Raw genomic sequence first — 12,790 nt, 5'->3', positions numbered from 1 at the left:
ATTGAATTAAGGATTAATTTAGTTTGTCCTTAAAATGTTTATCCAAGCTTTGGCGTCAATACCATAAGAAATCGGAATTAAATAAGTTCAATGTTGGGTAGGTCAGGTTTTGCCGTCGAACGCATGGCAGGGTGCAGACTATTCTGCTAAACCCGCCCTAACAGTTTGCGGATTTATTAAATCCGCGCTTCTAAATGAATCGTTATTAAAGTAAAAGATTAAAGGCACTGTCTAAGAATTACCCTTAGAATGGACTTGGTATAAATACTAATAAGTATTAACAGGAATAGTATGGTTGGTTTGTTGAATTGGCTGAAGAAAAAGGAAGCATCTCCAGGTCCTCCAACACCGCCAAACCCATTGCGAGTCAGAGTTGTAATTAGCTACGTTAAACAAACCTCTAGTGATAGGGAGCCTGCCTCAGATGATAGATTGGCTAGTACCTTAAACAATGCCCTAACTAACGCTGGCTATCAAGTCTCTCTTATTACACAAATGACCCCTCACGAGCAGATCGAGGAGAAACTGGGGCAATGTGACTATTTTGTGCTCCTCCTCTCATTTAAAGCTGCCTTAAATGAGATTGTACAAAAGAAGATTAGATGGGTGCGTGAACGCAGAGAACAGGAGGGCGATCGCAATCCGGCGATTGTTCCCATTCGCGTCAAATTTTCTCGACGTACTAATGTCTCTTATGACACAAAGAATTATCTAGACCTTATTGAACAGTTAGACTGGAAATCAGATGAACAAACCTCTACACTTGCCAATCAACTTCTAGAAATGGTAGCCAACCGTCGCGTACCCGTGACAACGGCCATTCCTACAGAAGCTCAAAATCGTGATGTTGAGGAAGGATCAGGGCTGCTTCCGGCTCTACGAGGACCATGGGAACACCCCCGTGAATTTCCAGGAGCGATCGTGCCAGTGGCTTCTCCACTCTATATAGAACGTCCTCCTATTGAAACCCTTTGTAATGAGCAAATTCTCCAACCTGGTGCTCTGGTTCGTATCAAAGCACCCAGCCAGATGGGCAAATCCTCCTTACTGGGGCAAATTTTGTATCACGCCCAGCGACAACAATATCGGACTGTACTTCTGAATCTCCAAGATGCTGACACATTTGTTCTCAACAATGCTGACCAGTTCTTGCGGTGGTTTTGCACTAGCATCAGCCAAAGATTATCGGTTGTCGATCGAGTCAATGAGCGTTGGGATCTTGACTCCTTCAATAGCTGGGAGAACTGTACTAGCTATCTTGCAGAGTATTTATTGCGAGAAGTCAGCACCCCAATCGTTTTAGGACTAGACAAAATCGATCTCTTATTTGACACATCCTTTGCTGCTAGTTTTTTTAGTATTCTACGGAGTTGGCATGAAGAAGCTAAAACTGAAGAAAAATGGCAACGATTACGGCTTGTGTTGACCTACGCAACTGAATCCTATGTTCAAATGCCCCTCTCACAGTCTCCCTTTAATGTTGGGCTTGCAATCGATCTGCCAGAGTTCAGCTCAAAACAGGTGATTGATTTAACCCGCAGATATAAACTTGATTGGTCAATATTAGAAGTGAGTCAGTTGCTTGATTTAGTCGGTGGGCACCCTTATTTAGTGAGGTTAGCCCTGTATAACATTGCTAGTCAGCAATTAACTCTGAACGAATTACTAAATGCTGATTTTAGTGAGCACAGCATTTACGATTCTCATTTACGTAGTCGCTATTGGCGTCTAGATCAAAATCGAGATCTCAAGGATGCATTTACTAAGTTAATCAAGGCTAATGGTCAGTCAATTCGAGTTGAGAAGATACTGGCATTTAAACTACAAAGTTTGGGGTTAGTCGATCGCCAGGGTGACGACGAAGTACAGGTGCGCTGCAAGCTATATCAACGCTATTTTGAGCAGGTGTTATAGCGTTTTGACTAAATATACATCTGCAACTTGCAGTCAATAAGATTTTCAGAGGTATTTTATGAGCGAAGACATGCAGCAGTCCTATGCTTATGCCGTAGGTGGCAGTTTGCCGATTAACCACCCAACTTACATAGAACGACAAGCCGATGTTGAACTTTATAAGCAGCTACAGGCAGGAGAATACTGCTATGTCTTCAATGCTAGGCAAATGGGTAAATCAAGCCTGAGAGTCCGAGTAATGAGTCGACTTCAGGATGAGGGATGGGCGTGCGTCAATATTGATTTAAGTGCGTTAGGAACGGGTGAAGAGATTACCCCTAAACAATGGTATATGGGGTTACTCAGGAGAATTGTAGAGCGTCTCCACCTGAGCGATCGCGATAGTAGTCTTTGGGTAAGAGATTGGTGTAAGGAAAGAACAGATCTTGATCCCCAAGCATTGCTGGATGAATTTGTTTCCTCTGTTTTACTCGCAAAAGTTCAACAGAAGATTGTTATTTTTCTAGATGAAATCGATAGTATTTTGCGGCTCAAGTTTTCGAGGGATTTCATTAGCTGGATCAGATCGTGTTATCAGCGATCGGTGGATGAGCCGGAGTACAAACGCCTGAGTTTTGTTTTGATTGGAGTAACAACTCCGTCTGACCTGATTGATGACAAATCGGTTACCGCATTTAATATCGGCAATCGCATTGATTTGACAGGATTCACTATGCCTGCGGCTAAGCCTCTGGCACACGGGCTAGCCAACCAATCGCCTCAACCAGAAAAATTATTAGAAGCTGTTCTCTCCTGGACAGGTGGGCAACCCTTTCTTACCCAAAAGATTTGTAGATTGATTCAATCTACCGAAGCCTCAGTTCCTACTGGCAAAGAAACTGAATGGGTTGAGCAACTGATCAACGAGCAAGTTATTGAGAATTGGCAATCCAATGATGATCCACCGCACTTAAAAACTGTGCGCGATCGCATCTTGATCAATGAAACCCGTGCCACCCGCCTATTAGATATTTACAGACAAATTTTGACGCACGAGGGCATTAATGAAGACGATCTTGACTACATCGATCGCATGGAGCTACGGCTGTCGGGACTTGTTGTTTTGCGAGACGGACATCTGAGGGTTGCAAACCGCATCTACGAGGCTGTCTTTGACAAACCCTGGATCGAAAACGAACTGGAGAAACTGCGCCCTTACGCTGATGAGCTAAAACAATGGCTCGAATCAAAAGAAGATAAAGCTTATTTACTACGTGACAAAGATTTAAAGGATAACTTAGAGAAACTAGGCAGACGTACACTCGCCTCTGAAGATTTTCAGTTCTTTTTGGCTAGCCTCACTGAAGCTAAGAATGATTATGAGCAAAAGAACAAATCTCTTAAACATTTTCAAAAGGTTCTTTTCACGTTTCTACAAGGTCTTGCACTTGTATCTCTAATAGTTGGAGGTGCAGCTATATTTGCTTTCCGTGCAAAAATAGAAGCCGAATCCAAAGGATTTAGAGCTCAATTAAATGGCGAAGGAATAGAAGCTCAGCGGTTATTCCTTGGTGATCAGCAGTTAGAAGCACTTTATAAATCGTTAGGAGCTGGTAGAGAGTGGCAAGAACAATATAGCTCATCTGACTTCTTATCCATTCCTGGCAATTTGTTATTTGCTCTTCAGCAAAATCTTCTTAAGATTCGAGAGTTAAATAGATTAAAAATTAGTGATTTATCATCTGAGTTTAGAGATGGCACTTTCTACAGCATAAGTTTTAATTCAGATGGCAAGTATTTGGCTGCTGGTGCATCAAACGAACACATTCTTTTATGGAATTTATCTACTAATGAAAGACAATTAATTCCAGTAAGAGGTGTTCAAACAACGAGTAATCAATTCGATGTTTATAAGACACAATTCACAAAAGATGAGCAAGGTAGAGAAAAATTAATCACGCTTTCAAGGAGTGGAGACATCAGAATTTGGGACTTGAACGAATTGTTAACTAATCCAGACAGCCCTACTGAGGAAGGTTCAATACGAAACTCAGGATTTTCCCCAAACCCATCAAATCAATCTACATTTTCAGCTTGTAACCCACCTTCCAACTCTCAAAGCCCTGCTCTAATTTTTAATCCAGTCGATGTAAGCAAAGATGGACAAATAGCAATTGCCTCCTGGGATGGAAGCATTCGGATCTGGAATTTACAGGGAGAACAAATTGCTCAAACAACTCAACAGACAGTTCGCTTTACAAGCGTTACTTTTAGTCAAGATAACAAGATATTAATCACAGGTTCAAGTGATGGAACAATCCGCTTTTGGAGAATGGATGGTCAAACTATTGTTGCATCTTCTGAACCCTTAAAACTGAGTACTCAATCAATTACTAGTTTGAGTGATAGTGATAACGGTAAATGGTTAGCTACTGCATCTGCACGAGAATGTGTACCGAAACTCTGGGATTTGCAGGCATTGATGCAAGGAAGAACAGATGCTTTAGTAGCAGAATTGGTCGGGTTTGATGAAAGAGCCTGGCAGATAGAGTTTAACCAAAACAGTAACCAAGTTGCGGCTGTCTCTGCGGACAGTACGGCTCGTGTATGGAACGTTGAACAGATTGAGGACAGGAACAGTGAACCACCATTAATGCTTGAAGGACATCAAGAAGAGGTGGTGGCTTTAGGCTTTAACCCAGATAATTCGCAGTTAGCCACTGCATCAAATGATGGAACAATTAGGTTTTGGGATACTAGTAATCAACCAGAATGGTCAGAAGATATAACTGTAACTGAACGACAGGTTGATCCAGAGACAAATCGAGAAATTATTCCCCCTGTAGTGGGGGTGAGATTTATCTCAGTAAACAATCTCATTACTGCGTCATCTGAAGGGATAGATGATTGGGAAAACTTACAACATACACCTCAACGAAATTTCCTTCCAGGCAGTGACAAGACAAGAAACATCAGCTTTAGTTTCAGAGGAAGTTCTGAGACAGAAGGGTGGTTAGTTTCTGTATCAAATGATAATGAGGTGAAACTGTGGAATTTTTTAGAGAAGAGATTTGAGCAGCAGGAAAATCTTCAAATTGAATGGAATGCAGAAAAATTAGGCGATATATCGAGTATTGATATCAATCGAGATGGTAAATTAGCGATCGCTTTTTTGAAAGGTTACATTGGTATCTGGGACATACAACAAGGGAAATTCATCATAGAACCCCAAAGAGCACATAATGATGATAATAGAATTTTTAGTATTAGATTTAGTCCTGACGGTCAAAGATTAGTGACAGCGTCTCAAGACAGTACTGCCAAAATTTGGAGTTGGTCAGAGAGACGACTCTTTTTCTGGAATCAGCCAAGAAATACTTTAACGGAGGAGGTAACGCTACGCCATTATGATGGAATGAGTACTACTACTAATGTTTCGCAAGGGTCTACTCAAGCTGCTAAAGAGCCTACTCAAGTTTTCAGTGCTAATTTTAGCCCTGATGGACAATCGGTAGTGACTGCTACACGAGATGGTGAACTCACATTCTGGGATTTAAATGGTCGCCCAAAATGGTCTATCCTAGCTCACGAAGATGCTATCTTTAGTGCTGTGTTTAGCCCAGATCAAACTCGCATTGCAACTGCCTCCCGGAATGGGGAAGTTCGACTATGGAATTTAGCAGGAGAGAAGGTTGCAGAGTTTAAAGGTCACGGTAATAGGTCAGTCTACGATATTAGCTTCAGCTCAGATGGAAGACAAATTGCTAGTGCTTCAAGGGACGGTACTGTAAAAATTTGGCTTATTAAAGATTTGAATGAGCTATTGGAAGAGGCAGAGCGGCAACTAGAGATGTATCAAAATACTGTCACGAGTCCCCTTGACCAAAATAGCGAGAGGCAATGAAATAGAGATTATCAGTTGTTTGTGCTGAATTCTTAGACCGAGCAATGTAGATTTTGATAACTGCAATCTAAATAATTGTTCAAGGAGGTAAACCTATATGAATCGCAAAGTACTATTTATTACTGCTACTCTTATTGCAATAGTAGCTGGAGCATCGGCTATAGATGCACTCTCTATTAATCAAAACTCTCCACCACCGCAACCGTCTCCTACTCCTTCTTCTGACTGCAATTTCACAGTTTGCTGATTTGGCTCAAACACCGAAAGTAGGGGTGCTTACAGTCGTTGCTTCTGGTTCTTCTTAAGGGTTGATGATACGGGGTCATTCCAACTGACTAAGGCTAGTAGCTGAAACTAGCCAACTTGGTGGCAACTTCCCCTCAAGTTTGAATTCTGACGCAATCCTTTACCCTTTTCATGTTTCACTCTTCACCTTTTTACTCTTCCTGATTAGGCAGAATGTACACAGGTAGTGTGATCTCCCAGATGATAGCAATTAATTGGAGGGTAGCGATCGCCCCCGCACAAAGAATCCATTTTGCGGATAGAAGAGCGTGTAGGAAGAGCTAGAGGAATCCATGCTATTGAGGTCTTGCTGATCCAGCATAGGAATTTCGGAGGGGCGTTTCGCGAAACGCCCGTACATCAGTGGTCAGTTTTCGGGAATCATATCTGCATTCAGCAATGCCGCCATGGGTTGAAATTGGTAGCTCAGTCTTCTAGGCAATCACCCGATCCAGGAGTCGAAATCGCGCAATTTCAGCAATCTCGGTGAGGGCTTGCTGCATTTCTACGGCAACGGAGTTCAACAGGCGGCGATCGAACGCTTCTAAAATACTGGCTTTTGTGTGGTGTCTGACGGCAATGATAAACGGAAAGCCAAACTTGTCTTTGTAGGCTTGATTGAGATGCAAGAACCGTTCGTATTCATCCGGAGTCAGGTGATTTAATCCGGCTCCAATTTGCTCCTGAACCGAGGCTTCTGCCATCTTGGCCTTACTTCCCAGATCGGGATGTGCCTGGATCAGTGCCAGTTGCTCCGCCCGACTGAGTTGATGCATCACCATCACCAACGTTTGATGCAGGTGGTTGACATTGTTGAAAGGGCGATGATTCCAGACCGTAGCGGCGATCGCAGGGGTATGTTCAAACACATCTCCGATTGCGGCAACAAAATCAGTCTGGCTTATGGCATTCAGGTCAGCAATGGAATAGGACATAGGGAAACCGGGAGTGGGGGGTACACATTAACAATGAATCAATGACCATTCACAATTGGCGATTAATTGCATTTTTGGCGTTGCTAAATAGAGGGATGATTATTTTGACACAGACGTGAGCGAGACGCTCACACTCCTTTCAGGTGAATCGTTTAAACCAGTGCGAGCATCTTGCTCGCGACTCATTCATCCCCAAGATCAGCAACGCCGCATTTTTTCTTTTATCCTTCACTCTTCATTCTTCATGCTTCATTCTTCCCCTCCTCACTCTTCCCCATGATTGGGCAGGCTATACACTGGTAACGTAATGCCCCAGGTAATAGCGATCAATCGCAGGGTGGCGATCGCCGTCATACCAACCAGAGAAGCGATGGAGCGATTGACCCCAATTCCTTGTAGGATGAGGTAGACAATGATTCCGGCGATCGCGGCTGTGGCATAGATGTTGCCTCGACGCAGAATCAGGGGAATTTCAGCGAGAATCACATCGCGAATTACGCCCCCCGCAACACCTGTGATGGTTCCCATCAAGACCACAATGATGGCAGGTAAGTTTGCCTGTTCTGCCAATTGAGCACCGCTAATGGCAAACAGAGCCAGTCCTAAAGCGTCGGCAATCAGCAAAGCTCGATTAGGAGGTTGGCGAAATTGAGTGTAGACCAAGGTTAGAGCAGCCGCAATTAAAATAACAATTAGATAGAGCGGATTTTCAATCCAGAAAATTGGGTGGCGATCGAGCAAGACATCGCGCAGGGTTCCACCACCGATCGCAGTGACAACCGCAATCACAAAAACCCCCAGTAAGTCAAGGCTTTTACGACCTGCGGCTAAGGCACCGCTAACCGCAAAAACTGCTACTCCCAATAGCTCCAATAAGTAGAAAATCACGCCTAAAGATTTCCCAATCAGTGAACTTATAAAATACTAAAGTGTGTTAGACATGACAGGATTCCAAAATACAGCATAGTTGCTTATATGAAGACTCCATTCCAGATAGACGAGCGGCTCATTAAACAGGGTGGTGCTAACCTTCAGCGAGGTATTGAAACGGTTGGTGGACAGTTATATCTGACAAATCAGCGGCTAGTCTTCGAGTCCCATCGACTCAACGTCCAAACGGGAGCCGTGATTATCCCTATCTCTAAGATTGTGAGTGTGAAAGCCTGTTGGACCAAATTTCTCAATATCATTCCGTTGCTTCCCAATTCCATCTCTGTATCAACGAGTGACAATCAAATTTATGCCCTGGTAGTGTTTAACCGAAATGAATGGCTGTCTGCAATCACAGCACAACGAGGTTAAAGATCCTGGTAACTAAGAAACTCTATCAACTGCCGCGATAGGTGCTGTAAGACCAGGGGGACACCAGCAATGGGACGTGATAGTGAGCGGTTGGATCGGCAATGCCAAAGCGAATGGGGATGCGATCGAGAAAAGGAGGTTGTGGTAAGGTATCACCTCGTTGAGCGAAGTAGTCACCCACTGCAAACACCAATTCATAGACACCGACTTGCAATTCACCGTCAGCTAAAAGGGGGCGATCGCTCCTTCCATCCGCATTGGTTTGAATGGTTTTGAGTAGTTGCTTATGCTGGGATTGCGTATCGATCGCCCACAACTCAATGGTCATCGCAACAGCAGGACATCCATGAGCAGTGTCCAGAACGTGAGTTGTTAATTTGCCTGACATTAAATCAACTGTTTGACTCGTGTTTCGCTGACTTCACTCCGACTCGATAAAGAGATATCGTTCGCATAGGTATGATTCGTCTGTTCAACTTCTCCATGTGCTTTTAGCAGTGCTGCAATCTTCTTACGAATTACAATTCCAGGTTTATCTGTGAACATATGTTCTTCTGCATTGAGAGCAAGAGGCACATCATAATCGGTTGATTCTAAGATGCGTTTGTCTTCTAATGTCACAGCGCGATCGAATGCAATCACATCACTCGCTTTTGTGTCAGCTTCGGTGTCGTTGCGTAAACAAAACTGCACCATTTGAGAAGTAGAGTCGTTGATGGGAGTCATCGTATTCACAACGATGTGAGACATTCCATTGGGATAGTTAATTCGCAAGCGAATTGTGAATGGCATCATCCAATCCATATCTAACGTGCGATAGGTAATCGTATCCTCCATCTTCAGATTTTGTTTTTGTAGAGCGGGATTCACGACTCCCAGTGTGGCACTGACATGAATTCCCAACTCGGTTTCAGTGACTTCTACAAAATCGGGTGTTGGGTGCTCTTCACTGCCAAAGGTGGTGGTATGAACAAAGGTGGGGTGCGCTAAATCCAATTCATTCTCCATCACGCGCAACCCGGCACAGTTCCACGGTTCGTAGAATTCGTGGATCAATCGGAACGAGGGATCAGAGGCTTCTGCGATGTTGGGAATATCCATCAGAGGTTCCCCTAAACACACCCAGGCATAACCATATCGCTCAGTGCAGTGATAAGCCGTGACTTTATAGCTGGGAGAAATGGAACCATCCTTGGATTGCGGCACGTGGACACAGGCACCACTGCCATTGAATTCCCACCCGTGATAGGCACACGCCAGTTTGCCATCGTTCACCTTACCCAACGACAGCTTTGCTGTGCGGTGACAACAGCGATCGCGCACTGCCGCAGGTTTGCCATCGGCATCGAGCCATAACACAATTGGTTGCCCCAATAACTCAAAGGCTTGGGGACCATCGGCTAATTGCTCAACAGGAATCACGGGATACCAGAAACGTTGAAAAACAGGTTGTTTGGTGACTAGCATAGGCAGAGAAAAGGAAAAAAGAAAAGGGAAAAAAGAAGAAAGAAAAGGCTGAAGGATGAAGGCTAAAGGATGAAAGGGGAGAGAAATTAGAGAAGAAACTCGCAAGATAAAGGCTGAAGGATAAAGGATAAGGGATAAAAAGAAAGAGTTAGAGAAGATAAGGTTGGGCGATTATAAGATATTAGTTTTACCCTTCATCCTTTATCGTTTATCCTTCTTTTATCGTTTATCCTTTATCGTTTATCCTTTCTACCGTAACGGTCCTCCTAAGATGGTTTTGGCGATCGCTCCCGTCACTGCATCCGGTGGTTCACTTTGCAGTTGAGCATACCAGGCTTCGGTGATGTCGGGGTCTTTGCCGTGAATCTGGTCGGCGCGTTTGCGGGCTTTGAGGACGATGGCATTGGCGCGTTCGGCGCGTTCGGCAGCATAGCGTTTGAGGGCATCCGCCACACCTAAGTTGGTGGTCAGGAGATAGCGCGTCAACACCTCCGCATCTTCCATTGCCTGACACCCACCCTGTCCTAAATCTGGAGTTGTGCTGTGGGCTGCATCACCCAGTAATGCGATTCTGCCCTGCATAAACTGTTGAAAGGGTTCTACATCGTGAATCTCTAACCGATTCGTTTGAGTCGGATTCAACCGTTGGATCAGCGTTTGCACAGGTTGACACCACCCCTGAAAGGAGTTGGTTAGTTCGACTTGAATGCCGTCAGGATGGGGTTCTGTTCCTTTAGACATGGGAACATCGAAAAAGAAGTAAAAGCGATCGCCCCCCACTGGCATCATGGAAACTCGCTTATGTTCACCGACGTAGATACTCCAGGAGTTCTTGTCACCCAGGTCATCGCTGACAGGCACCAATCCGTTGTAGTTGACATATCCGGCATAGCGGGGGTGAATCTGTTCACCTAAAATCTGGTTGCGGATGATCGAGCGAACGCCATCTGCCGCGATCAACAAATCACCCGTAGCTCGATGTCCGTTTTCAAAAATGGCGGTGACACTTTGACCATCCTGTTCTACACCGATGCATTTGGAGTTGAGTTGGACTTCTCCCGGAAACGCTTCTAACAACATTTGCTGCAAGTCGGTTCGAGCAACGGGATAGGGACGCTGACCCACGGTTTCAATTAAGGGATACAGATCAATATCGTTGAGCAACTCACCTGTGTAGCGGATGTATTGCATCCGATCCATTTGCCCCCCAATCTTGGCGATCTTGTCACCCAACCCCAACCGATTCAGCACCTTAACCCCATTTGACCAGAGCGAGATGCCTGCTCCTGCTGGACGCAACTGACTGACGCGATCGTAAATCTCAACGTCATAACCTGCCTGACGAAGGGCGATTCCAGTGGTTAACCCGCCGATACCCGCACCAATAATGACAACCTTAAGGTGATACATAATTGCTTGAATTACCTGATAAATGTGATCAAGTCGGTTGCTCTATAAACGATATTGTGGTTTATCTCAGTCGTTTGAATCGTTGAATACTGAATGCATTGCCAGTTCATTTTGAATTGTTAATACCGCACCTCACTCTCTATGACGCCATAGGTTACTCCTAACGCTTTGAGCCACTTGCGATAGGCGAGAGAACCGCGATCGCACGGTAAATGAAACTCTGCCTGGGGATGCAGTGGTAACTGTTTGGGGTTGTGTTGCTCTAGGTTCATCAGGTCTTGACGCACAATCTTGTCTTGAAACGATCGCATCTCGTCAATTTGACTGGCATCCCCAAAATTAACCGCCACCCACATCCACCCGATGAACTCTTCTTCACTGACCGGAGTGACGGCATACCAGATGGTGAGTCGCTGCCCGTCGGGGGTTTCCTTCTGCAAGTATGCTGTCAACGGACGAAACACCCAGTAGTGATAGTGGGCGATCGTTCCGTGCCCAACCCCGACCGGATCAGATTGCCAGATCTGAATATCAGCCATCTGAATGCCGTTTTCATCCACCAAAACCTGATAATCCGGCATCACCGCTTTGTTAGGAGAACCCAAAATACCTGCGTGTATAAAGGGCAAGTGTGCCAGATCCAGAAAGTTTTCGATCGCCCGAAATCCGCCACAGCGACAGTAGTGCGGTCCCGACAAAAACTTGAGATGGTTGGGGTCGTCCCACTCCCAAAACGCAGGGATATCGTGTTCAGGTTCGCCCAAACAGACAAAAATCAGTCCATACCGTTCCTGTACACGATAAGTGGGTATACAGGCTTGTGGGGGCGGAACGTAGTCGGGATGAGCGGGCACATTCACACATCGCCCCTGTTCGTTGTACGCCAACCCGTGATAGGGGCAGACCAACGTATTGCCCTCGACGCGCCCACTTGACAGGCGAATGCTGCGATGGGGACAGCGATCGCTCCAGGCTAACACCCCCGTTTCACCACCACGCCACACGACCAGATCCACCCCCAACAGTCGAACAGGAAGAACCTGACCCGGTTGCACCGCATCGGCGATCGCCACCACATGCCAGTCATTGACCAGCACGCGATCGCTCAAGCCATGGGTTGCATAGGAGGGTCGAGAGGTATTCACTGGATCTGATTGAAGTATCTGAATCAAAGCATTCAAGGTTTACATTACCATTAATGCTTTGATTGTATACAGTATTCAGGATATAGAGATAAAAACTGTATTTGAGCACACAGTTTGCTGTATGACGGGTTTGTTGTTGGTTCCTCCACAATGAGTACTGATGCACATCGGCATACATTGCAACCCTGGGAAAGAACGCGCAACCTCCCCCCAAAACATATAGCTCTGTGCAGGGTGCATCTGACGCTGAGGGGAGTGGCGGTTAAAACCGCAGCGACCAGAACAAAACCTGCCTTGTATGTTGAGAGAAGGTGGCAGACCGATTCTGCCTGGGTCAAAACCTCAGTCCGCGTCGGCGGGCTTCGCTCTAATCGCCGCGAATTCATTCGCTGGGTTTAGTCTGCCAGATGCACCCCTCTGTGCATCGTTGCACCTCATCCTTCAAATCA

9 protein-coding genes are annotated in these 12,790 nt (G+C 45.3%); 3 read left to right on the top strand and 6 right to left on the bottom strand.

Going from position 1 to position 12,790, the window contains the following annotated elements:
- Nucleotides 1–291: 291 nt before the first annotated feature.
- Together H6G89_RS10825 and H6G89_RS10820 are read left to right on the top strand one after the other, a co-directional pair.
- On the top strand, nt 292–1,914 hold the full coding sequence (locus tag H6G89_RS10825; RefSeq protein WP_190505894.1) for an AAA-like domain-containing protein: 1,623 nt from the start codon (nt 292–294) through the stop codon (nt 1,912–1,914).
- Nucleotides 1,915–1,972: 58 nt separating this feature from the next.
- Nucleotides 1,973–5,797 carry an AAA-like domain-containing protein gene (locus H6G89_RS10820; RefSeq protein WP_190505892.1) on the top strand — a complete coding sequence of 1,275 codons (3,825 nt, stop codon included), beginning with the start codon at nt 1,973–1,975 and terminating at the stop codon, nt 5,795–5,797.
- 719 nt (nt 5,798–6,516) lie between these two features.
- Here the strand turns inward: H6G89_RS10820 and uraD are convergent.
- Together uraD and H6G89_RS10810 are read right to left on the bottom strand one after the other, a co-directional pair.
- Nucleotides 6,517–7,017: a 2-oxo-4-hydroxy-4-carboxy-5-ureidoimidazoline decarboxylase gene (uraD, locus tag H6G89_RS10815; protein WP_190505890.1), complete on the bottom strand. Its 501-nt coding sequence runs from the start codon at nt 7,015–7,017 to the stop codon at nt 6,517–6,519.
- A gap of 264 nt (nt 7,018–7,281) precedes the next feature.
- The gene (locus H6G89_RS10810) at nt 7,282–7,905 is read right to left on the bottom strand and encodes a trimeric intracellular cation channel family protein (RefSeq protein ID WP_190505888.1); all 624 of its coding nucleotides are present in this window, start codon (nt 7,903–7,905) and stop codon (nt 7,282–7,284) included.
- 87 nt (nt 7,906–7,992) lie between these two features.
- Between H6G89_RS10810 and H6G89_RS10805 the strand changes: the two genes are divergently transcribed.
- Nucleotides 7,993–8,319, top strand: a complete 327-nt coding sequence (locus H6G89_RS10805) for a GRAM domain-containing protein (protein WP_190505886.1) — start codon at nt 7,993–7,995, stop codon at nt 8,317–8,319.
- A 25-nt stretch (nt 8,320–8,344) separates the two neighbouring features.
- Here H6G89_RS10805 and uraH read toward each other — a convergent pair whose 3' ends face one another.
- The 4 genes from uraH to H6G89_RS10785 form a co-directional block, all read right to left on the bottom strand.
- Nucleotides 8,345–8,707 carry a hydroxyisourate hydrolase gene (gene uraH / locus H6G89_RS10800; RefSeq protein ID WP_190505884.1) on the bottom strand — a complete coding sequence of 121 codons (363 nt, stop codon included), beginning with the start codon at nt 8,705–8,707 and terminating at the stop codon, nt 8,345–8,347.
- Complete coding sequence (locus H6G89_RS10795; protein ID WP_190505878.1) at nt 8,707–9,786, bottom strand: aromatic ring-hydroxylating dioxygenase subunit alpha; 1,080 nt, start codon at nt 9,784–9,786, stop codon at nt 8,707–8,709. Before H6G89_RS10795 ends, uraH begins: the two co-directional genes overlap by 1 nt.
- Nucleotides 9,787–10,035: 249 nt before the next feature.
- Entirely contained in the window at nt 10,036–11,196 is a 1,161-nt protein-coding gene (hpxO, locus tag H6G89_RS10790) for an FAD-dependent urate hydroxylase HpxO (RefSeq protein WP_190505876.1), read from the bottom strand.
- A gap of 119 nt (nt 11,197–11,315) precedes the next feature.
- The gene (locus tag H6G89_RS10785) at nt 11,316–12,341 is read right to left on the bottom strand and encodes an aromatic ring-hydroxylating dioxygenase subunit alpha (protein WP_309229775.1); all 1,026 of its coding nucleotides are present in this window, start codon (nt 12,339–12,341) and stop codon (nt 11,316–11,318) included.
- Between the last annotated feature and the right edge of the window lie 449 nt (nt 12,342–12,790).

The sequence above is a fragment of the Oscillatoria sp. FACHB-1407 genome, assembly GCF_014697545.1.
In the GTDB taxonomy this organism is placed as follows: domain Bacteria; phylum Cyanobacteriota; class Cyanobacteriia; order Elainellales; family Elainellaceae; genus FACHB-1407.
This window is presented reverse-complemented; position numbering and strand designations above follow the sequence as displayed.

Coding starts and splice junctions, on each gene's coding strand:
- uraH (WP_190505884.1), bottom strand. CDS start 8,707: ATGTCAGGCAAATTAACAACTCACGTTCTGGACACTGCTCATGGATGT.
- H6G89_RS10820 (WP_190505892.1), top strand. CDS start 1,973: ATGAGCGAAGACATGCAGCAGTCCTATGCTTATGCCGTAGGTGGCAGT.
- H6G89_RS10795 (WP_190505878.1), bottom strand. CDS start 9,786: ATGCTAGTCACCAAACAACCTGTTTTTCAACGTTTCTGGTATCCCGTG.
- H6G89_RS10825 (WP_190505894.1), top strand. CDS start 292: ATGGTTGGTTTGTTGAATTGGCTGAAGAAAAAGGAAGCATCTCCAGGT.
- hpxO (WP_190505876.1), bottom strand. CDS start 11,196: ATGTATCACCTTAAGGTTGTCATTATTGGTGCGGGTATCGGCGGGTTA.
- H6G89_RS10805 (WP_190505886.1), top strand. CDS start 7,993: ATGAAGACTCCATTCCAGATAGACGAGCGGCTCATTAAACAGGGTGGT.
- uraD (WP_190505890.1), bottom strand. CDS start 7,017: ATGTCCTATTCCATTGCTGACCTGAATGCCATAAGCCAGACTGATTTT.